At 70.4% G+C, this 20,990-nt stretch carries 14 protein-coding genes; 4 read left to right on the top strand and 10 right to left on the bottom strand.

What is annotated here, in order from left to right; translation table 11 throughout:
* Nucleotides 1-11: 11 nt before the first annotated feature.
* From purF to KUG39_RS11115, 7 genes are all read right to left on the bottom strand, one after another.
* Complete coding sequence (gene purF / locus KUG39_RS11145) at nt 12-1,571, bottom strand: amidophosphoribosyltransferase (protein ID WP_286192891.1); 1,560 nt, start codon at nt 1,569-1,571, stop codon at nt 12-14.
* Nucleotides 1,571-3,910 (bottom strand): phosphoribosylformylglycinamidine synthase subunit PurL, encoded by a 2,340-nt coding sequence (purL, locus tag KUG39_RS11140; RefSeq protein WP_502988645.1) that lies wholly within the window; start codon nt 3,908-3,910, stop codon nt 1,571-1,573. The genes purF and purL overlap by 1 nt, the downstream gene beginning before the upstream one ends.
* Nucleotides 3,911-3,968: 58 nt before the next feature.
* Nucleotides 3,969-4,859 carry an RNA methyltransferase gene (locus KUG39_RS11135; RefSeq protein ID WP_216912824.1) on the bottom strand — a complete coding sequence of 297 codons (891 nt, stop codon included), beginning with the start codon at nt 4,857-4,859 and terminating at the stop codon, nt 3,969-3,971.
* A gap of 4 nt (nt 4,860-4,863) precedes the next feature.
* Complete coding sequence (gene dnaN / locus KUG39_RS11130; RefSeq protein ID WP_216912870.1) at nt 4,864-6,027, bottom strand: DNA polymerase III subunit beta; 1,164 nt, start codon at nt 6,025-6,027, stop codon at nt 4,864-4,866.
* A gap of 373 nt (nt 6,028-6,400) precedes the next feature.
* Nucleotides 6,401-7,459 (bottom strand): threonine synthase, encoded by a 1,059-nt coding sequence (gene thrC, locus KUG39_RS11125; RefSeq protein WP_094586351.1) that lies wholly within the window; start codon nt 7,457-7,459, stop codon nt 6,401-6,403.
* Nucleotides 7,460-7,553: 94 nt separating this feature from the next.
* On the bottom strand, nt 7,554-8,180 hold the full coding sequence (locus KUG39_RS11120) for an alpha/beta hydrolase (RefSeq protein ID WP_216912822.1): 627 nt from the start codon (nt 8,178-8,180) through the stop codon (nt 7,554-7,556).
* Between the two features lie 37 nt (nt 8,181-8,217).
* Nucleotides 8,218-10,110 (bottom strand): ABC1 kinase family protein, encoded by a 1,893-nt coding sequence (locus tag KUG39_RS11115; RefSeq protein WP_094586349.1) that lies wholly within the window; start codon nt 10,108-10,110, stop codon nt 8,218-8,220.
* 164 nt (nt 10,111-10,274) lie between these two features.
* Between KUG39_RS11115 and recN the strand changes: the two genes are divergently transcribed.
* Complete coding sequence (recN, locus tag KUG39_RS11110; RefSeq protein WP_216912820.1) at nt 10,275-11,993, top strand: DNA repair protein RecN; 1,719 nt, start codon at nt 10,275-10,277, stop codon at nt 11,991-11,993.
* A gap of 37 nt (nt 11,994-12,030) precedes the next feature.
* Here the strand turns inward: recN and KUG39_RS11105 are convergent, their stop codons facing one another.
* The 3 genes from KUG39_RS11105 to gad form a co-directional block, all read right to left on the bottom strand.
* Nucleotides 12,031-13,602: a B12-binding domain-containing radical SAM protein gene (locus KUG39_RS11105; protein ID WP_216912818.1), complete on the bottom strand. Its 1,572-nt coding sequence runs from the start codon at nt 13,600-13,602 to the stop codon at nt 12,031-12,033.
* 234 nt (nt 13,603-13,836) lie between these two features.
* On the bottom strand, nt 13,837-16,233 hold the full coding sequence (locus KUG39_RS11100; protein ID WP_216912816.1) for a cation-translocating P-type ATPase: 2,397 nt from the start codon (nt 16,231-16,233) through the stop codon (nt 13,837-13,839).
* 87 nt (nt 16,234-16,320) lie between these two features.
* Nucleotides 16,321-17,718: a glutamate decarboxylase gene (gene gad, locus KUG39_RS11095; protein WP_094586263.1), complete on the bottom strand. Its 1,398-nt coding sequence runs from the start codon at nt 17,716-17,718 to the stop codon at nt 16,321-16,323.
* A 725-nt stretch (nt 17,719-18,443) separates the two neighbouring features.
* Between gad and KUG39_RS11090 the strand changes: the two genes are divergently transcribed.
* The 3 genes from KUG39_RS11090 to KUG39_RS11080 are packed head-to-tail and all read left to right on the top strand — an operon-like array spanning nt 18,444 to nt 20,978.
* Nucleotides 18,444-19,397, top strand: a complete 954-nt coding sequence (locus KUG39_RS11090) for a helix-turn-helix domain-containing protein (protein WP_094586261.1) — start codon at nt 18,444-18,446, stop codon at nt 19,395-19,397.
* A gap of 14 nt (nt 19,398-19,411) precedes the next feature.
* Nucleotides 19,412-20,005, top strand: a complete 594-nt coding sequence (locus tag KUG39_RS11085) for a DUF4334 domain-containing protein (protein ID WP_094586260.1) — start codon at nt 19,412-19,414, stop codon at nt 20,003-20,005.
* 37 nt (nt 20,006-20,042) lie between these two features.
* Entirely contained in the window at nt 20,043-20,978 is a 936-nt protein-coding gene (locus KUG39_RS11080) for an oxidoreductase (RefSeq protein WP_216912814.1), read from the top strand.
* Nucleotides 20,979-20,990 lie beyond the last annotated feature (12 nt).

Genomic DNA, 20,990 nt, shown 5'->3' with positions numbered 1-20,990 from the left:
GGCCGCCGGGCCTACACCCGCGCCGCCAGGCCGGTGGGCTCGAGCATCAGCTTGCTGTTGCGCACCTCCTCATCCATCTCGATCGGGTACTGGCCGTCGAAGCAGGCGGTGCAGAAATGGCTGGAGTTGGCCTGGGCCGCCTCCACCATGCCGCCCTTGGTGAGGTAAGCGAGCGAATCCACCCCCAGGTGCCGCTCGATCTCCTCCAGCGTCAGCCGCGCCGCGATCAGGTGGTCCTGGGTGTCGGTGTCGATGCCGTAGAAGCAGGGGTGGGTGACGGGCGGCGAGCTGATCCGCATGTGCACCTCGGTGGCGCCCGCATCGCGCAGGGCCGCCACCAGCTTGCGGCTGGTGGTGCCGCGCACGATCGAGTCGTCGATCACCACCACCCGCTTGCCGGCGAGCACATCGGGCAGGGGGTTGAGCTTCACCCGGATCCCCGCCTCCCGCATCGCCTGGGTGGGCTGGATGAAGGTGCGGCCCACGTAGCGGTTCTTGATCAGGCCGTCGGCAAAGGGGATGCCACTCACGTGCGAATAACCGATCGCCGCCGGGATGCCGGAATCGGGCACCCCGATGACGATGTCGGCCTCGACGGGCGTTTCCCGGGCCAGCACCTCACCGATCCGCACCCGGTAGCTGTAGAGCGACTCGCCGAAGAAGCGGCTGTCGGGCCGGGCGAAGTAGATCATCTCGAAGACGCACAGCTTGCTGGGCTCCTCGCACCAGCGCTGCCGCTCGGGGATCGGATCGGCCTGGCGGAAGTGGATCAGCTCGCCGGGCTGCACGTCATCCACAAAGCTGGCGCCGATGATGTCGAGGCCGCAGCTCTCACTGCTGGCCACCCACTGGCCCTGCTCCGGTTCCCCCAGCAGGCCGAACACCAGGGGCCGGATGCCGTGGCCGTCGCGCAGGGCGAACAGACCGTCGGGGGTGCCGATCACCAGGCTGAAGGCGCCGCGGCAGCGGCCGGCGGCTTGGCGGATCGCCGCGTTCCAGCCCAGGCCGGAATCCACCGCCTCCTGCAGCGCGAAGGCGATCAGCTCCGAGTCGGTGGTGGAGGTGAACTCCCCGGCCAGGTGCGCGAGCGAGTCCCGCAGCTCCGCCGCATTCACCAGATTGCCGTTGTGGGCCAGGGCCAGGGGCCCCAGGCGCGTCATCAGCACCACCGGCTGGGCGTTGCAGACCTTGCTGCTGCCGGTGGTGGAATAGCGGTTGTGGCCGATCGCCAGCTGGCCCGGCATCCGCTCCAGCACCTCCTGGTCGAACACCTGGCTCACCAGGCCCATGTCCTTGTGCAGCCGCACCTTGACGTCGTCGAAGACGGCGATGCCGGCCGACTCCTGGCCCCGGTGCTGCAGGGCGTAGAGGCCGAAATAGGTGAGGTTGGCCACCGCCTCTTCGGCGGCCAGCACGGCGAACACGCCGCAGGCCTCCTCCGGCTTGTCGGGGCGGTCGCTGGCGAGGCCGTCCTGGTCTTCGGCGGTGCTGGTCAGGGAAGCGTGCGCATCGCGGTGATCGGCGAAGGGCACGGCAGGCTCAGACCAAGGACCGGCTTCATCTTGGCCCATTACCTGTCGGGTGGGGGGCCGGCCTTGCCCAGGCGGGCGGGGATCGCCTGCTCGTAGGTGTGGCGCAGCTGCTCCACCGCCAGCGCCAGCAGGGGCTCGCCGCCCCGCGCCAGCACCAGGCGGGAATCCGCCGTGACCATGCCCAGGCGCTCGGCCGGCACGGCCTCACCCGCCTCGGCCAGGGCCGCTTGCCAGGCCGCCTCCTGCTCCGGCGCCACGCTCACCAGCACCCGGGCGCCGCCCTCGGCGAACAGCAGCCGGTCGGGGCGCCCCCCGCCGGCGGGCAGATCCAGCGCCGCCCCCAGGCCGGAGGCGATGCAGGCCTCCGCCAGCGCCACCGCTAGGCCGCCATCGGAGAGGTCGTGGGCGGAGCGCACCAGGCCGGCGGCGATGGCCTGGCGCAGGAAGCCCTGCACCCGGCCCTCCAGGGCCAGATCCGTCAGGGGCGGGCGGCCCGTGAACCGGCCGTGCACCACCTCCAGGTAGCTGCTGGCCCCCAGCCCCAGTCGTTCGTCGCCGCTCTCCTGCAGCGGCACCCCCAGCAGCCAGATGGCATCGCCGGCCTGGCCCCAGGCCAGCCCCGTCACGTGGGCCAGGTCGTGGACCAGCCCCACCATGCCCACCACCGGGGTGGGGTGGATCGGCTGCATCCGCCCATCGGGCAGGCGGGTCTCGTTGTACAGGGAGACGTTGCCGCCGGTGACCGGCGTGGCCAGGGCACTGCAGGCCGCCGAGAGGCCCCGGCAGGCCATCGCCAGCTGCCAGTAGCCGATGGCGGTGTCGGGGGAGGGGAAGTTGAGGTTGTCGGTGACCGCCAGGGGTTCGGCGCCGCTGCAGGAGAGGTTGCGGGCCGCCTCGGCCACCGCCGCCATGGCGCCCCGCTCCGGATCGAGGGCCACCCAGCGGTTGGGGCAGTCGACCGTGGCTGCCACGCCGCGGGTCGCCGGCGCCATCGCCCCCTGCCCCTGCTGGGGCCGCAGCCTCACCACCGCCGCGTCGGCCCCACCGGGCAGCACCACCGTGTTGGCCTGCACCTGGTGGTCGTACTGGCGGTACACCCAGCGCTTGCTGGCGATGGTGGGGTCATCCAGCAGGCGCAGCAGGGCATCACCCCAGCCCAGCGCTCCAGCGGCCATCTCCAGGCCGCCGGCATTCGAAGCGGGTGGCAGCTCGGCTTCGCTCCAGGTCCAGTGGGCCTGGATCTCGGCCGGGGGTTCGGCCAGCAGCTCGTGGTGGTTGATCGGCGTGTCGTCCGCCAGGGCGCTGGCGGGCACTTCGGCCGCCACCGCGCCGTGCTGCAGCACCCGCACCACGTTCTCCTGGAGCACTCGGCCCACCACCGCCGCCTGCAGGCCCCAGCGCCGGAACCGCTCCATCAGCGGCTCCTCCCGGCCCGCTGCCACCACGAACAGCATCCGCTCCTGGGACTCGCTCAGCAGGAATTCGTAGGCCGTCATGCCCGACTCCCGCGCCGGCACCCGGTCCAGATCCAGTTCGATGCCCAGGCCCCCCTTGGCGGCCATCTCCGAGCAGCTGCAGGTGAGGCCGGCGGCGCCCATGTCCTGGGCCGCCACCACATCGCCGCTCTTGAAGGCCTCCAGGCAGGCCTCGATCAGCCCCTTCTCCAGGAACGGATCGCCCACCTGCACGGCGGGCCGGTCGTCGAGAGAGGCCTCGGTGAGCTCGGCGGACGCGAAGCTGGCGCCGCCCATGCCGTCGCGGCCGGTGGTGCTGCCCACGTAGACCACCGGATTGCCCACGCCCACCGCGCCGGAGCAGACGATGTCGTCGGTCTCCATCAGGCCCAGGGCCATGGCATTCACCAGGGGGTTGCCGCCGTAGCTGGGGTCGAAGGCCACCTCACCGCCCACGGTCGGCACGCCGACGCAATTGCCGTAGTGGGCGATGCCGGCCACCACCCCCTCCATCAGACCCACGTTGCGCTCGTCCTCCAGCGGCCCGAAGCGCAGGGCGTTGAGCAGGGCGATCGGGCGCGCCCCCATGGTGAAGATGTCCCGCAGGATGCCCCCCACCCCGGTGGCCGCGCCCTGGAAGGGCTCCACCGCCGAGGGGTGGTTGTGGCTCTCGATCTTGAAGGCCAGCCGCTGGCCCTCGCCCAGGTCCACCACGCCGGCGTTCTCGCCCGGTCCCACCAGGATGCGGGGGCCGGTGGTGGGGAACTGGCCCAGCAGGGGGCGGGAGTTGCGGTAGCAGCAGTGCTCCGACCACATCACCCCGAACATGCCCAGCTCGGCCCGGTTGGGGGCGCGCCCCAGGCGGCGCACGATCTCGTCGTAGTCGCCCTGGCTCAGGCCCTCCTTGCGCAGGGCCTCGGGCACCGAGAAGGACGGGGTCGAGGCAGAAACCACCGGGGGGCGCGGCAACGGCCCTCCAGTATCAGATCCAGGGGTCGTCGTCCCCATGGGGCTCCCGGCCCCGGTAGCGATCGCGGCGCGGTGGCGGCTCCTCTGGGGGCGCCGGGCGGGGCTCCCGGAAGTCCCGGGGCTCTTCCAGCGGCTCCTCCTCCTCGGGCCAGTCCTCGAGGGGGTCGGGTTCGTCCGGCTCGCCGGCGTAGCGCTCCTCTGGATAGGGGTCGCCCCCATCGCGGTCATCGTCGTAGGGGTCGCGGGGCTCCCGGTCCCGGTCGGGCCAGGGCATCTCCTCGCGGAAGGCCTCCGGCCAGGGAGGCTCCTCCAGCCAGCCCTCCAGCCGCTCCTCGACGCGGCCGCCCACCTCCTGCACCTGCTCCTTCCAGCGCCGTGAGCGGCGCAGCAGCTGCTGGCGCACGCTGGCGCGGGCCACCGGCAGATCGTCCAGGCCCCGCAGGGCGGTGAACACCCGGCCGGGCTGCTGGTCGACGATGCGGTCGGGGCTGAGGCGCCAGCGGCTGGTGCCCGGCAGCCGCGGATCGCTGCGGGCCACCAGGTAGTGGAGGATGCGGCCGCTGCGCAGTTCCACGGCGGCGTCGGCCACCAGGCCCAGGGGCACGTCATCGGCGCCGGTGAGGGCCGCATCGATCAGGGTCGGCAGCCGTTCCAGGGTGGCCGCGTCGGTTTCCGCCGGCTCCCCCTTCACGAACACCTCCTGCTCCCCCAGCCCCCGCAGCTGGTCCAGCCGCCACACCAGCCGTTTCTGGGCGAAGGCCGAAGGCCGGCTGGCCCAGCCCAGCAGCCGGTGCACCGGCGGGTGCATCCAGGCCAGCACGCCGGCGCCGCGCTCGAGGCCCTGATCGCACCGCACCTGTCGCCGCAGCAGATCGCTCAGCAGCAGCTGGTCGGGAAGGCCCACGGGCTCAGCTGGTGCGGATCTGGACGGGCATCACCAGGTAGGTGAACGCCTCATCGGCCCCCACCGGCGCCAGCACGGCCGGGGTGGTGGCGGCGTTGCACTGCAGCACCACCTGGTCGGAGCCCATGGCCTTGAGGCCATCGAGCAGGTAGCGGACGTTGAAGGCGATCTCGATCGCCTCCCCCTCGATCGTGGCCGCCAGCGATTCCGAGCCGCTGCCCACGTCCTGGGCGTCGGCCCGGATCGTCGCCGTGCCGGCGGCCGGGTCGGCGCTGATCTTGACCACGTTGTTGTGCTGGTCGGCCAGCACCGCCATCCGCTCGAGGGCGGCGATGAAGGCGCGGCGATCGAGCACCATCCGGCGCTGGAACGACGGCGGGATCAGCTGGCGGTAGTTGGGGTAGGTGCCGTCGAGGCTGCGGCTGGTGAGCACCTGGTCGGCGGAGAGCACCACCACCTGGCCCCGCTCGCAGAACAGGCTCAGGGGCTCCTGGGAGCCGCGGCCCGAGAGGATCCGCTCCAGCTCCCGCAGGGAACGGGCCGGCACGGTGACGGCGAAGTCCTCGCCATCGGCGGCGGGCTGCTCGCCACCGGCGGCCTCCACGGCGTGGGAGAGGCGCTGGACCGCCAGGCGGTGGCCGTCGGTGGCGGCGCACTCCAGGCCTTCGCCGTCCAGACGCAGGTGCACACCCGTCAGCAGCTGCTTGTTCTCATCGGGGCTGCTGGCGAACAGGGTGGCCCGCAGGCCCTTCACCAGGGCCTCGGCGTGGAAGCGGATCGGCGTGCCGCTCTGGGCCAGGGGCAGGTCCGGGTAGTCGTCGGCGGGCATCCCCCGCATCTTGTAGCTGCCCGAGAGGTTGGTCAGCTCCAGCTGCTCTTCGCCCTCGGGGCAGCTGAGGCTGATGGGGCTGTCGGTGGCCAGGCGGGCGACGATCTCGCCGAACATCTTCGCCGGCAGGGTGATGGCACCGCTGGTCTCGACGGCGGCGGGGAGGCTCGTCTGGATGCCGAGGCTGAGGTCGAAGCCCGTGAGGCTGAGGCGCCCGGTGCCCGCATCGGCGGTGAGCAGCACGTTGGCCAGCACCGGATGGGTGGGGCGGGTCGCCACCGCCCGGCTGACCAGCTGGAGGCTGGCGCTGAGTTCAGCCTGGGAGCAGACCAGCTTCATGGCGGGGGCCGGCGAGGGCGGCACGGCGTTCGTGAGGCCCCACGGTTTCACAGGGCGCGCCAAAGCGCAACGGGTGGCTCCCCGACTGTTCAGAGGATCAATCAAGGATTGAGAAGAAGAAAAACAGCCCGTCGCAGTAGGGGCGGGGGAAAACGGGTAAAGCGGTTCACTCCCCTTTCCACCACTGGGTTTTCTGGGCTCGACAGCTGGGGAATCGGCGCCGCAACGGGGCCGTTTCCAGGGGTTTTCCACCGATTCCCGGGCCTGGGGAATCCGCGGTCCGCCCACGGGGGTTTTCCCTCCCCCGGCTCTCCCGGGGTGCGGTGGGGAATGTCCCAGGATTTCCCCAGACGGTTGGGGCTCTGTCAGCCGATCAGAAGCCCATCACCTTGGCGACGGTCTCGGTTTCGGGGGCGATGCCGGTGTGGAAGGTGGCGTCGTTGTTCTCGATCGCCGTCGTCGGGTCCTTGAGGCCGTTGCCGGTGAGCACGCACACCACGGTGGCGCCGGCCGGCACCTCTTCCCGCCGCTTGATCAGGCCCGCCACCGAGGCGGCGCTGGCCGGCTCGCAGAACACCCCTTCCCCCTGGCCCAGCAGCTTGTAGGCCTCGATGATCTCGGCGTCGGTGACGGCCATGAAGTCGCCGTTGCTCTCGGTTCGAGCCTTGATGGCGTTCTCCTTGTTCACCGGATTGCCGATGCGGATCGCCGTGGCGATGGTGTCCGGTTGCTCCACCGTGTGCCCCAGCACCATCGGGGCGGCCCCGGCGGCCTGGAAGCCCATCATCCGCGGCAGGACCGTGCTGTGGCCCGCCTGGCGGTACTCCTTGAAGCCCATCCAGTAGGCGCTGATGTTGCCGGCGTTGCCCACCGGGATGCAGAGCCAGTCGGGGGCCTCGCCGAGGGCATCCACCACCTCGAAGGCGGCCGTCTTCTGCCCCTGCAGCCGGTAGGGGTTGAGGGAGTTGACCAGGGTGACGGGGTAGCGGTCGGCCACGTCCCGCACGATCGCCAAGGCCCGGTCGAAGTTGCCCTGCACCGCCAGCACCTCGGCGCCGTAGAGCAGGGCCTGGGCCAGCTTCCCCTGGGCCACGTAGCCGTCGGGGATCAGCACGAAGGCCCGCATCCCGCCCCGGCGCGCGTAGGCCGCCGCCGCCGCCGAGGTGTTGCCGGTGCTGGCGCAGATCACCGCCTCCGAGCCCGCCTCCTTGGCCTTGCTGATGGCCATCGTCATGCCCCGGTCCTTGAAGGAGCCGGTGGGGTTGAGGCCGTCGTACTTGAGGAACACCTTGACGCCGCGGCCCACCCGTTCGGCGATCACCGGTGCCGGAATCAGGGGGGTGGCCCCCTCCCGCAGGGTCACCACCGGCGTCGCGTCACTGACGGGCAGCCAGCTGCGGTAGGCCTCGATCAGCCCCGGCCAGTCCTGCATGGTGGGCTGCCGGCCCATACGTCGCAGGGCTCGAAGCAGGGGCACGGGGGACAGCGGCGAGGCTGACGTCAATGTAGGGCTCCGGTCTGGGGCGTCAGGGGGCGGGGGCGGTGGGGGCCGGCGTGGCGGCTGACGGCGCCGGGGCCGGGGCCGGGGCCGCCTGGGGCTCGTTGCCCCGCAGCCCGTCGAGGGGGGACTCGGAGAAGAAGCGCACCAGCTCGCTGATCGAGGAGGCCTTCGAGGCCAGCCCCATCAGGGCCGGGATGCTCACCTCCAGCTCCCGGGTCGGGTAGGCCCGCAGGAAGGTGATGGCCGACAGCGACCCCTTGCCTTCGTAGGTGCCCAGCACCATGGCGGCGCGCAGGGCGGGCACGCCGGCTTCCGGGGCCCGCAGGGGGAACAGGATCCGGGCCAGGCGGGCCAGGATCGCCTCACCGATGCGGGTGTTGAGCAGGCGGCTCATCAGCACGATCGGCAGCTTCACCGATTCGTTCAGCAGCTTGCTGACCTGCTTGGGGTCCTGGCGGCCCAGCCGCAGCACATCGGCCAGCAGGCCCCGGGCCTCGCCGGTGGTGGCCAGGTGCTCCAGGTCAGCCACCGGAATCGAGCGCCGGAAGGCCCCGCTGGTGAACACCAGGTTCTCGGTGGCCATGGCCGCGGGAGTCGAGCAGCACAGCCCCAGACCCAGGACAGCGGCCACGAGCCTTCGCCGCTTGTTCACGCTTGTCTCCCTATGGGTTCGATCGACTCTACGGATCTCAGGCACCGCTGACACCGGCGGCCTGGCGCACCGCCGGCGTCACCAGCACATCGCGCAACAGGTGCACCACGCCCCTCTCCGCCAGACCTTTCGCCACCTGCAGCCCCATGCGGCGCAGATCCGGCTCCCCCAGCACCCGCGGCAGGCGCTTGAGCAGCAGCGACGGCTCGAAGCCGGGCAGGTCGCGCAGGATGGCCAGCAGCTCCTGGATCGGCTCCAGGTCCAGCAGCGGCGGGGTCGCGGCGCTGGGGGGCAGGGCCCGCAGCCCCGGCGGCAGCAGGCGGGGCGGAAGCCGGCGGCCGAGGCGCAGGGTGGTGTTCCAGGCCAGGGCATCCATCTGCTGCACCAGCGCATCGACGAGCTGCTGGCGCAGCAGGCCGCCGTTCGGGGAGAAGAGGAAATCGAGCACCTGGTCGAGCAGGCCATCGAGGTCCAGCTGGTCCTGGAGGGAGGCGCTGGCCACCAGGCTCTCCAGCCGCTGCCAGCGGAACTCCTCGCCGTCGTAGAGCATCTCCCGCAGGCTGCGGCGCAGCTCCGGATCGGGATCCTCCATCAGCCGGCGGGCGAAGTAGGGGTAGGCGGCGCCGAGGATCTTGAAGTCCGGGTCGACGCTCAGGGCGATGCCCTCGAGGGTCACCAGGGAGCGGATGATCAGGGCGTAGTACGGCGGCACCTGGAAGGGGAAGCGGTACATCACCCCGGAGAGGTCGTCGGTGACCGCCTTGAAGTCCATGCGGCTCACGCCCATCTCCAGGGCCTGGCCGAACACCGTCTCGAAGGCCGGCACGATCGGCTCCAGGTCCACCGCTTCCCCCAGGAAGCCCAGCTGCACGAAGTCCTTGGAGAGGGCGCCGAAATTGCGGTTCACCAGGTGCACCACCGCCTGGATCAGCCCGGTGCGCGCCTCCCGCGACACCTCGCTCATCATGCCGAAATCCAGGTAGGCCAGGCGCCCGTCGGGCAGGGCCAGCAGGTTGCCGGGGTGGGGATCGGCGTGGAAGAAGCCGTGCTCCAGCAGCTGCTGCAGGCTGCAGTTCACCCCCACCTCCACCATCTGGTCGGGGTCGACCCCCAGGGCGCGCACGGCCTCCAGGTTGGTGAGCTTGACGCCGTCGATCCATTCCATCGTCAGCACCCGGCGGCTGGTGGCCTGGCGGTAGATGGCGGGGACGGCGATGCGGGGGTTGTGGCTGTGGAGGCGGGCGAAGGTCTCGGCGTTGGTGGCCTCGTTGATGTAGTCCATCTCCTCGAAGACCCGCTTGCCGAGTTCATCGATCAGACCGACCAGATCACTCTTGATCAGGCCCACGTTCTTGTTCAGCCAGCCGGCGATGTTGCGGACGATGTAGAGGTCGAGGGTGATCTGCTCCCGCAGGCCCGGCCGCTGCACCTTCACCGCCACCCGTTCGCCGCTCATCAGCACCCCCCGGTGCACCTGGCCGAGGGAGGCGGCGGAGATCGGCTCCTTCTCCAGCGAGGCGAAGATCGTCTCCACCGGAGCGCCGAGGTCCTCCTCGATGCAGGCCATGGCCAGGGCGCTGTCGAAGCCCGGCAGCTGGTCCTGCAGCTGGGCCAGCTCCTCGAGCAGGATCGGCGGAATGATGTCGGGCCGGGTGGAGAGGGCCTGGCCCGCCTTGATGAAGGCGGGGCCAAGGGCCACCAGCAGTTCGGCGCACTCCCGCGCCCGTTCCCGTGCCCGGGCGGGGTTGGCCAGCTGGCCGGTGAACCAGTCGAAGCCCACCCCCAGCAGATAGAGGCCGATCGGTACCAGGGTCTGCCAGACCCGCCGGGCCAGGCGCATCGGGTGGCCGGCGTAGATGCGGGTGATGGCGGCAGGGTCGTAGCTGAGCAGGCCCGCAGCCTCCAGGAAGTCCCCCATCTCGACGCCCATCTCGACGGTGGCGCCCGGGCGCTCGGGGGTCGCGGCGGGGGCGGGGGGGGAGGAAACCATGGCTGGGAGGTACCGCCGCGGCGCCGGCAGGCGAAACCCCCTTCTAAACGAAAGTCACAGCCGCTACGGTCGGGCCACGTACCGATCGCTCGCCGGAGGCCTGGGTGCTCACGGGTCTGCGCCTCGAGAACATCGCCCTGATCGAGCGCCTGGAGCTGGTGTTCTCGGCCGGGTTCACGGTGCTCACCGGCGAGACCGGCGCCGGCAAGTCGATCCTGCTGGATGCCCTCGATGCCCTGCTCGGCGGTGCCCAGGGCAGCCAGGGGGCACGCCTGCTGCGCCGCGGCGCCGAGCGGGGCCGCATCGAGGCCAGCTTCAGCCTGGCTCCCCCCGTGCGCGACTGGCTGGAGCGCCAGGAACTCGACGCCGAGGACGACGAACTGCTGCTCAGCCGCGACTGGCGTCTCCAGGACGACCGGCTCACCAGCCGTCACCGCCTCAACGGGGTGGTGGTGAGCCGCAGCCAGGTGTTGGAGCTGCGCCCCCTGTTGCTGGATCTCACCGTCCAGGGCCAGACCCAGCAGCTGGGCCGCCCCGGCCAGCAGCGCCGCTGGCTGGATCGCTTCGCCGGCGAGGAACTGGCCGCGCTTCTGGAGGCCACCCGCGCCGCCTGGCAGGGCTGGAAGGCGGAGGCCGATGCCCTGGCGCGGGCCCGCGCCGACCGGGAGCGCTTCACCCGGGATCGGGAGCGGCAGGAGGAGCTGCTGGCGGAGCTGGAGGCCGCGGCGCTGGAGGATCCCGCCGAGCGCCAGCGGCTCCAGGGCGAACAGGACCGGCTGGCCCACGCGGTGCGCCTCCAGGAGGGGGTGATGGCCCTGATCGGCCGGCTGGTGGAGGGGGCCGAGGCCGCCCCGTCGGTGCTGGATCACCTGGCGGCGTGCGACCAGGAGCTGCAGACCATGGCCGGCCTCGACGCCGAAGTGGTGGCCCTGCACGGGGCCTGCGCCGACGCCCTCGCCGGGCTGCAGGATCTGGCCCGCGACCTCGATCGCTACGGCTCCCTGCTGGAGAGCGACCCCGACAGCCTGGCCCTGCTGCAGGAGCGCATGGCCCTGCTCAAGGCCCTGGAGCGCCGCCATGGCCAGTCCCTGCCCGAACTGATTGCCCGGCGCGACGAGCTGCGCGAGCAGCTGGACGGCGCGGATGCCGAGGCCGCCCTGGCGGGCCTGGAGGCCGCCGAAGCCGCCGCCCGCCAGCGGCGCGATCGGGCCAATGCCGTGCTCACCCAGGCCCGCACCGCCGCCGCCCGGCGCCTTGAGGAGCAGCTGATGGCGGCCCTGCGGCCCATGGGCCTGGCCAACGTGCGCTTCGCCGTGGCCCTCAGCCCCGCCGAGGCCGGCGAGGAGGGGGCCGATGCGGTGCAGTTCCTGTTCTCCGCCAACCCGGGCCAGCCGCCGGCGCCCCTGGTGGAGGTGGCCTCGGGCGGGGAGATGAGCCGCTTCCTGCTGGCGCTGAAAACCTGCCTGGCCGCGGCCGACCCCCACGTCACCCTGCTCTTCGATGAGATCGATGCGGGGGTGAGCGGCCGTGTCAGCGGCGCCATGGCCCAGCTGCTGCGGCGCCTCGCCGAGCGGCGCCAGGTCTTCTGCATCACCCACCAGCCCCTGGTGGCCGCCGCCGCCCAGCACCACTTCCGGGTCAGCAAGAGCGTTGAGGCCGGCCTCACCCACACGCGGGTGTCCCACCTGCGGGACACTCGCGAGCGCCAGGCGGAGCTGGCGGAACTGGCCGGCGGCGATTCCGGCGAGGCCCACAGCTATGCCGCCAGCCTGCTGGGCGTTGAGGGCACGAGCGAACCCGAGAAGGGGAGACGGGCGGCTTGAGCTCCACTTCTGACTCCGCGACAGAACATCCGGCCGTTCAGTTGGCTACGGGGATGGGCCGATGGCGAGCCAGCTCCTGTTCATGGCCATAGGCGGCTAATTGGGTTTCGATCTGCAGCCGCACGATGTCTCGATACTCCATGAAATGCTCGTTGTGGGCGCAGACAGCGAGGTATTGCTCCGCCACCTTGGGGTTGGCCCAGAGAATGTGGAACAGGTGATGCCAGAAGGCCCAACGGGTGGAGCGTTTGAGACCCTGGCGCCAGCAGACGATCAGCAGTGCCCGGAGCACCGCCAGCTCGGGAAGCTTGAAGGTGCTCGTCACCCTGGGGGGGCCGAGTTTCAGGAAGTAGCGATGGACCCGATCGAGATACCTGTGGGGTTCGTAAAGCTGGCAGAACGCCTCCACATACTCCTGGGCAATGCCTTCCACCGGCCGGGTCGGCACGAAGTTCATCAGGGTGGTCTGGTTGATGTTGCCGACCTTGTCGATCAGGCGCCCTTCCTTCTCCAGCCTGTGCCAAAGGGCCGTATGGGGAAGCGCCTGCAGCATGGCGAAAGTGGTCGTGGGGATCCCCGCGGCTTCCGAGAAGGCGACGATCCGCTGGCCAGCGCCCTCCTTTTCACCATCAAAGCCGATGATGAATCCCGCGATCACCCGCAGGCCTGATCGCGTCACCTTGTCGACGGATTCGAGCAGGGGTGAGCGCGTGTTCTGGAACTTCATCGTGGCGGCCAGGCTGTCCGTGTCCGGTGTCTCGATGCCCATGAAGACGGCCGCAAAGTTGCAGGCCAGCATCTGATCAATGAGCTCCTGGTCATCAGCCAGATCAAGGGAGGCCTCCGTATCGAAGCGGAACGGATAACCTCGCTCCCTTTGCCACTGCTCAAGCGCAGTGAGCATCATCTTGACGTTGCGCTTGTTGCCGATGAAGTTGTCATCCACCATGAACACGCCTCCACGCCAGCCGATGGCGTAGAGGCGGTCGAGTTCGCTGATCAGTTGTTCCGGCGTCTTGGTGCGGGGCTTACGGCCATAGAGCACGATGATGTCGCAGAATTCGCATTGGAAGGGACAACCGCGCGAAAACTGCACGCTCATCGAGTCGTAGGCACTGAGCTCGAGCAGGTCGTAGCGGGGGATGGGTGTGGCGGTGACATCCGGTTTCACGCCCTCGGAGCTGAAACGGCCGCCTGTTTCGCCACGGTTCCAGGCCTCGACGAACAGCGGCAGGGTGATCTCGCCTTCATCCAGAATCAGGAAGTCGGCCCCGGCGGCAACGAGTTCCTCGGGAGTTGAGCTTGGGTAGGGCCCCCCAACAGCCACCGGCTTGCCGTGGTGTCTAGCCAGATTGATCTGGCGAATGATGTCGTCTTTCTGGACGATCATCGCTGACATGATCACCAGATCAGCCCATTGCCATTCTTGCTCTGAAACGGGCCTGATATTGACATCTACCAGCTTGAAATCCCAATCCTGGGGCAGAATGGCGGCGACAGTGATCAGGCCGAGTGGTGGCAGCAGAACCTTTCGGTTCACCAATTCAAGGATCTTCTCGTAGCTCCAAAATGTTTTCGGAAATTCAGGGTAGACGAGCAGAATGTTCAAGCTTGGGTATCCATGGCTGGCGCTGAGTTTCAGCAGAATCTAACCAGATAAAATCTGTCCTAGCACGGAAAGCGCGCTTTTCCATTCCAGCTGAGGTCCTGGCATCCTTCCAGGGCCAGGAGCTGCCGACGGGAGCCACTCGATGGCGGGATCTCAGCTGCTGTCGATTGCGAAGTGCTTTGAAGATGGCCAAGATGAAGTGATTGATATTTTTGGATCATTCTTTTGGTTCCTTCAACGGTTTTCAAAATGATTCGCTGGCTTGGAGATTGGCGGCCTCAACCTGCAGCGATCCGCCACCGCCGCCAGCAGAAGGGCCACTGCGGTAGTGATCAGTAGCGTGACGATCTGGGAAGCCTGCAGGGACGCCAGGCTCAGCAGCCGTTGCAACCGGGGAGTGGCCATCAGCAGCAGCCACAACCCCAGGCCGATGCCGGCACCGGCGGCGGTGATGCGGCTGCGGGGATCCCCGTTCAGCCACACCAGTCCGCCACCGGCCAGCAGGAGCAGCGAGAACACCAGGCTGCGGCGTGATTCGGTGTCCGTGTCGGGCCAGAAGGCCAGCACCAGGGCCGCCACCATCACCACAGCTCCCTGGGTGAGGGAGTGGCGCCAGGTGTCGGGGCCGAACAGGGGGGCCTCCGGCGGGCGGGGCGCCTGCCGCATCAGCCCCGGCGTGGCCGGCAGCGCCTCGAACACCACCGTGCAGGCCGGATCGATCACCAGGTGCAGCAGGGCGATGTGCACCGGCAGCAGGATCAGGGCCTGGCCCGGCAGCAGCAGCGGCACCAGGCCGAGGGCGGCGATCGGCAGGTGGATCGCCAGGGTGTAGCCGAGCGCCCGGTGCAGGTTGGCATCGACGCGCCGTCCCAGTTCCAGGGCCAGCACCAGATCGCTGAAGGTGTCCCTGAGCAGCACCAGGTCGGCGGATTCCCGCGCCACGGCGGTGCCCCGCTGGCCCATCGCCACGCCGATGTCGGCGGCCTTGAGGGCGGGGGCGTCGTTGACCCCATCCCCGGTCATGGCCACCACCTCACCGGCGGCCTGCAGGGCGCGCACCAGCTGGAGCTTCTGCTGGGGCATCACCCGGGCGAACACCGACACCGCGCCGATGGCCTCGGCCAGCTCCCGGGGGGCGAGCGTCCGGAGGTCCTGGCCGGTGAGCACCGGCCCCGGCGGCAGGCCCGCCTGGTCGGCAATCGAGCGGGCCGTCACCGGGCTGTCGCCCGTGATCATCACGACGCGCACCCCTGCGCCCCGGGCCGTGGCGATCGCCGCCGGCACCCCCGCCCGCAGCGGGTCCGCCAGGGCCAGGAAGCCCACCGGCTCGAAGGGGTAGTCGTGGGCGGCGGCGGCCGGCTCCGTGGCGGCCGACGGCGGCGGTGGGTCGTGCTGGGGGGCGCCATCGAGGCCGCGGGCCACCGCCAGCACCCGCAGCCCCTGGCGGGCCAGCCCATCGGCGGCGGCCAGCAGGCGGGTGGTGCCGTCGGCATCGAGATGACACAGATCGGCGATCGCCTCGGGGGCCCCCTTGGCCGCCAGCTGCTGCTGCCCATCGCCGTCCCGCCAGAGGCGGGAGAACACCAGCAGATCGCTCTGCAGCGGGTACTCCCGTTCCAGCGGCCAGTCGGGATGCAGGTGTTCGGTGTCATCCAGCTGGTCGGCGGCCAGGCGCTGGATCGCCTGTTCCATCGCATCCACCGGATCGCCACGGCTGGCCAGCACCGCCAGCTCCATCAGGTGGTGGTGAGGCTCCTCCAGGGGCGTGCCGGCCCGCCAGGTCTTCAGATCCGGCCAGGTGAGCAGCTGCTGCACCCCCATGCGGTTCTCGGTGAGGGTGCCGGTCTTGTCGACGGCGAGCACCGTGGCGCTGCCCAGGCTCTCCACCGCCGCCGGCCAGCGGGCCAGCACCCCGATCCGGGCCAGGCGCAGGGCGCCGAGGGCCAGGAACAGGGCCAGCACCACGGGGATCTCGTTGGGCAGCACCGCCAGGGCCAGGGCCAGGGCCGCCAGCAGGGCCCGGGGCCAGTCGCCGCTCGACGCTCCCTGGATCACGGCCAGGGCGGCGCAGAGGGCCAGGGCCATCACGGTGAGGCGGGAGGTGAGCCGGCGGGTCTGGCGCTGCAGGCGCGTCAGCGGCGGCTGCACCGTGGCCAGGCTCTTGCCGAGCCGGCCCAGTTCCGTGGCCTCCGCCACCGCCACCACCGTCGCCCAGCCCCGTCCCCCCGCCACCAGCGACCCCGCCAGCACCCGCTCCCCCGGTTCGGTGCGGGCCACCGGCAGGGATTCCCCCGTCAGCAGGGACTCATCCAGCCACAGCCCCACCGCCTCGGTGAGCGCCGCATCGGCGGCCACCCGATCCCCCTCCTCCAGGCGCAGCTGGTCCCCCAGGCGCACCTGGTCGGTCGCGAGCTCCAGCTCCTGACCATCGCGGCGCACATGGGCGCGGGGCGCCGAGAGGCGCGCCAGTTCCGCCAGGGCATGGCTGCTGCGTTGCTGCTGGACGGCATCGAGCAGGCCGATGCCCAGCACGAAGGCCAGCAGGATCGCCCCATCGACCCACTCCCCCATCAGGCCGTAGAGGAGGCCGCAGGCCAGCAGCAGCAGCGTGGTGGGCTCGAGCCAGTTCATCGGGATCCGTCAGCGACACCACTCCCCAACCTGGGCAGGGCGCCGCGGCCGAGGCGGCGATGACACCAACCTCAACGCTGGTCCGGCTCAGTGGTGGAAGCCCGAAGCGGTCGCCTCACTGAGGGCGGAGTGGCCGGGGTGGCTGGCGAAGAAGTCGAGCGACTGGCGGATGTTCTCCAGCAGCAGATCGGCCAGATCCCGGCTGACGCCGTGGCGCACCAGGATCCGCTGCACGGTGATCCCCTCGCAGTGGGCCGGCAGGCTGTAGGCCGGCACCTGCCAGCCGCGCACCCGCAGGCGGTCGGCGAGGGCGTAGAGGTTGAAGGTCACCTCGCTGCCCTCCCGGATCTTCCAGCAGAGGGCGGGGATGCCCGCCTGATCCTCGCCGCCGTAGATGATCTCGAACGGGCCCATCTTGCCGATCTCCCTCGCCAGGTACTGGGCCGTGGCGTAACAGGCGGCATGCACCTTGCGGTAGCCCTCCCGGCCCAGGCGCAGGAAGTTGTAGTACTGGCAGACCACCTGGCCCCCCGGCCTGGAGAAGTTGAGGGTGAGATCGCGCATGTTGCCGCCCAGGTAGTTCACCCAGAACACCATCTCCTCGGGCAGATCCACGGATTGCCGCCACAGCACCCAGCCCACGCCCAGGGGTGCCAGGCCGAACTTGTGGCCGGAGGCATTGATCGAGCGCACCCGCGGCAGGCGGAAGTCCCAGACCAGGTCGGGGGCGCAGAAGGGGGCCAGGAAGCCGCCACTGGCGGCATCCACGTGGATGGGGATGTCAAGGCCCGTGCGGGCCTGCAGGTCATCGAGGGCGGCCGCCAGCTCCTGCACCGGTTCGTACTGGCCGGTGAAGGTGACCCCCAGGGTGGGCACCACGCCGATGGTGTTCTCGTCGCAGTAACGCAGGGCCGCCTCGGGGCTGAGGATCAGCTGGCCGGGCTCCATCGGGATCTCGCGGTGCTCGATGTCCCAGTAGCGGCAGAACTTGTGCCAGCAGATCTGCACCGGCCCGGTCACCAGGTTGGGCCTGTCGCTGGGTTGTCCCTGCCGCTTGCGCTCGGCTTCCCAGCGGCGCTTCATCGCCAGGCCGCCGAGCATGGCGGCCTCGCTGGAGCCGGTGGTGGAGCAGCCGATGGCGTCATCGACGGCGGGGGCGTGCCAGAGATCGGCCACCATGCGGGCGCAGCGGGCTTCGATCTCGGCGGTCTGGGGGTATTCGTCCTTGTCCTCGATGTTCTTGTCGATGCACAGATCCATCAGGGCATGGACTTCGTCCTCCACCCAGGTCTGGCAGAAGGTGGCCAGGTTCTGGCGGGAATTGCCATCCAGCATCAGCTCGTCGCGGATCGCGGCGAACACGGCGCGGGGGTTGTGTTCCTTGCTGGGAAAATGGCTCTTCGGCAGGGTGACCGAGAGATCGGAGGAGGAGTAGATGTCGTCCTCCAGGGAGTATCGGGCCGCCGCTCTGTCGTGGAGGGTCATCAATCGCACCGGCGCTCACCTGGCCGGTTCAGGCTAGGAGCGCGCTGGGCCCGTGCCGCCGACTTCACCCTTCAAGGGGAAGCGGCGGTGTCCCCGCCCCCGGGAGCCCCCCGAACCGCCACCGCAGCCCACCGCCCCAGGAGATCCCGTTGCCATTGCTCCAGAAGGAGCCGCCCACATCCAAGGCACTGGCGACGCGGTTCTGGCCCAGAAGCGTCAGTGATCCGGGTTCAGCACCCAATCGACTTCAGAGCTCAAGGCCAGGTTGAGGCCATGGCCAGACCATCGCGCCTGGGCGGTGCGATCCATCGTCCCGAACTGAAGGGGCGATTGGATCGGTATCGATGGACACGTTGCTGAACTGGTCAGTGGACAGTCCACTGGTTCCGTAGCCGAAGACGCCGCCCATCTTCCAGTCGTTGGAGAGCCGAGACTCCAACCCCTCGGACGCCTGGGTGTTGGAGGCATCCAGCAACAGGGCCCAGCGGCGGCTGACGCCCCCGGAGCGGAAGGATGCTCAGCAGGCCACGAACAATCCATGGGAAAAACCCCCTGCATCTTGTCGAGCAGGACATCCGTACCCACCGCGTGAAACTCAATCCAGAAGACAATGCATTTTCATGGGCACATGTGGATGCCGATGTGAGAGAAAGGCAAGTCTCTTGATTGGCGAGCGGGACGCCCTGTGCTGGTCGCTGTAGAACAGAGACACACGCACCAGCGCCTTGGCCGGTCTGCAACCGCGGCAGCTGCTGGACGCACCGGGCCTGCGCACGGTTCTGCACACCAGGGCGTTCGGCCAGTGGGACAGCCTGGTGGCCAGCACCCTCGGCCATCACCGCAGCCGGTTGTTGCCGGGCTCGCCGCCGTTCGAGGCCCAGATCCGCTGCGGCGCCGTGGAGGAGTTCCAGGTGCTGCTGCTCAGCGGTCGCGGCCGGCTGGAACTGCAGCGGGAGCAATGCGGCCACGGGGTGCTCTGGATACCGCTCCGGGGGCTGACCCAGGAGTGGATCAACGGTGTCGAGCGGGTGGCGGAACCGGGCATGGCCCTGCTGTTCCGCCCGGGCGATGCCATGCGGGGGCGCACCAGCGATGCCATCACCGGTCTCTCGATCCTGATTCCCCAGCCTTGTCTCCGGGGTGCGGCGCCGCCGTCTCCGCTGCTCGACCAGGGGCACGCCAGCCGGCAGCTGATCGCGGCCGGGCTGCAGCTGGCCCGGGCCGCCGCCTGGGAGCCGGGGGGCTCGCAACATGCCGCCGCGGCCCTGGAGGAGGCCCTGCACCAGTGGTGCCACCCCCCCGACAGCGACCAGGGCCCTGAACGCATCACCGCCCGGCGTCGGCGCCAGGCCGTGGCCGATGCCCGCGACTGGATCCAGGAGCACCTGACCCACCGTTTCCGCATCGAGGAGCTGAGCCGGGCCATGGACCTCTCCGTCCGCAACCTGCAGTACGGCTTCCAGGAGGAACTGGGGCGCTCGCCGATGGCGGAGGCCAAGCGGCTGCGCCTCTGCCGCCTGCGACAGCTCCTGCTGGAGGCCGACCAGGACCACCGCAGCATCGCCGAGTTGATGCAGGCTGCCGGACTCCTGGCCTGCGGCGGCACCGCTGCCGACTACCGCCGCCGCTGGGGGGAATCCCCGCGCGGCACCCGTCGGCGCCGGACAATGGAGACCTGACGCCGGAACCCGGCATGGGTTCGCCCCCCGCCACCAGCAGCACCAGCACCACCAGCAGCACGGAGGCGGCCTTCGCCCGCTTCGATGCCCTCCCTCCGGTGGAGGTCGCGTTCATGCTCGGAGCCTGGACGGGGGAGAGCGTCCCCACCGGCCACCCGCTCGACGGCGCCCTGGAGGCCTTCCACTGGCATGGCAAGCGCTTCGACAGCGCCGAGGAGGTCCATCCGCTGGTGTTCCACACGCTCGGCGGCGGCCTCACCTGCCTGGAGCCGAGGGCCATGGGGCCGGGGCTGCGCCTGAGCGGGCGTGTGCCGATCCCCACCGCGCCGCTGGCCGGCCGCCTGTTCCAGCTGCTGCTGCCCCTGTTCAGCACCCGCCGCTCCGGGGCCCGGCTGCGGATGACCCGCTACCGCGGCGTGGAGAGCGCCACGATGCAGTACGACCATCTGCCCATCAACGATGTCTTCCGCAAGGTGGACGACGACACCGTGCTGGGGGTGATGGACCTCAAGGGCATGGAGACCCCCTTCTTCTTCCTGCTGCGCCGCGAAGGACCGGGTCCGTCACATTCCGTTACGATTTCAGCGAAGGAGGACGGCTCCGGCTGACGGCTCTCCCACAAACGCTTTTCGCTTCCCGATCGCCATGCGCTGGACCGCCGCCGACATCCCTGACCAGTCCGGCCGGATTGCCCTGGTCACCGGTGCCAACAGTGGCCTGGGTCTGGAAACGGCCCGGGCCCTGGCGGCCCGCGGCGCCACCGTGCTGCTGGCCTGCCGTTCCCTGGCCAAGGCGGAACAGGCCCGCGAGGAGCTGCTCACGGCCGCGGCCTCCACCGGCGCCCTCGACGTGCTGCCCCTGGATCTGGCCGACCTGGCCAGCGTGGCCGCCGCCGCCGGGACCGTCGCGGAGCGCTACGGCCGCCTCGATCTGCTGATCAACAACGCCGGCGTCATGGCGCCGCCACGCCGCCTCACCCGCCAGGGTTTCGAGCTCCAGTTCGGCACCAACCATCTGGGCCACTTCGCCCTCAGCATCGCCCTGCTGCCCCTGCTGCGTGACCGGCCCGGTGCCCGGGTGGTCACCGTCACCTCCGGGGCCCAGTACTTCGGCCGCATCGCCTTCGACGACCTCCAGGGCGAGCACCGCTACGACCGCTGGCGGGCCTACGGCCAGAGCAAGCTGGCCAATGTGATGTTCGCCCTTGAGCTGCAGCGGCGCCTCGCCGACCAGGGCAGCCCCGTTCTCTCCCTGGCCGCCCACCCCGGCATCGCCCGCACCAATCTCCAGCCCGCCTCGATCGCCGCCACCGGCTCCCGCCTCGAGCCCCTCGCCTACCGGCTGATGGATCCCCTCTTCCAGAGCGCCGCCATGGGGGCCCTGCCCCAGCTGTTCGCCGCCACCGCGCCCGAGGCCAAGCCCGGTGGCCACTACGGCCCCGACCAGGTCGGCGGCATGCGGGGCTGGCCCACCGAGGTGCGCATCGCCCCGGCCGCCCTCGATGCCGACCAGTGCCGGCGCCTCTGGGACGCGAGCCTGGAGCTCTGCGCCGCCGCCGCCCCCCTGCCGGCCCTGGCCTGAGCCTGTCCCAGG

This window comes from Synechococcus sp. CCAP 1479/10, assembly GCF_019038515.1.
Lineage (GTDB): Bacteria > Cyanobacteriota > Cyanobacteriia > PCC-6307 > Cyanobiaceae > Cyanobium.
The sequence above is the reverse complement of the archived record's forward strand: the minus strand, read 5'-3'. Positions and strand labels throughout refer to the sequence as shown.

Bases quoted from the DNA above. Each gene is read 5' to 3' on its own strand.
- purF (WP_286192891.1), bottom strand. From the start codon at position 1,571: ATGGGCCAAGATGAAGCCGGTCCTTGGTCTGAGCCTGCCGTGCCCTTC.
- dnaN (WP_216912870.1), bottom strand. From the start codon at position 6,027: ATGAAGCTGGTCTGCTCCCAGGCTGAACTCAGCGCCAGCCTCCAGCTG.
- thrC (WP_094586351.1), bottom strand. From the start codon at position 7,459: ATGCAGGACTGGCCGGGGCTGATCGAGGCCTACCGCAGCTGGCTGCCC.
- KUG39_RS11115 (WP_094586349.1), bottom strand. From the start codon at position 10,110: ATGGGCGTCGAGATGGGGGACTTCCTGGAGGCTGCGGGCCTGCTCAGC.
- KUG39_RS11100 (WP_216912816.1), bottom strand. From the start codon at position 16,233: ATGAACTGGCTCGAGCCCACCACGCTGCTGCTGCTGGCCTGCGGCCTC.
- gad (WP_094586263.1), bottom strand. From the start codon at position 17,718: ATGACCCTCCACGACAGAGCGGCGGCCCGATACTCCCTGGAGGACGAC.
- KUG39_RS11085 (WP_094586260.1), top strand. From the start codon at position 19,412: ATGGGTTCGCCCCCCGCCACCAGCAGCACCAGCACCACCAGCAGCACG.
- KUG39_RS11080 (WP_216912814.1), top strand. From the start codon at position 20,043: ATGCGCTGGACCGCCGCCGACATCCCTGACCAGTCCGGCCGGATTGCC.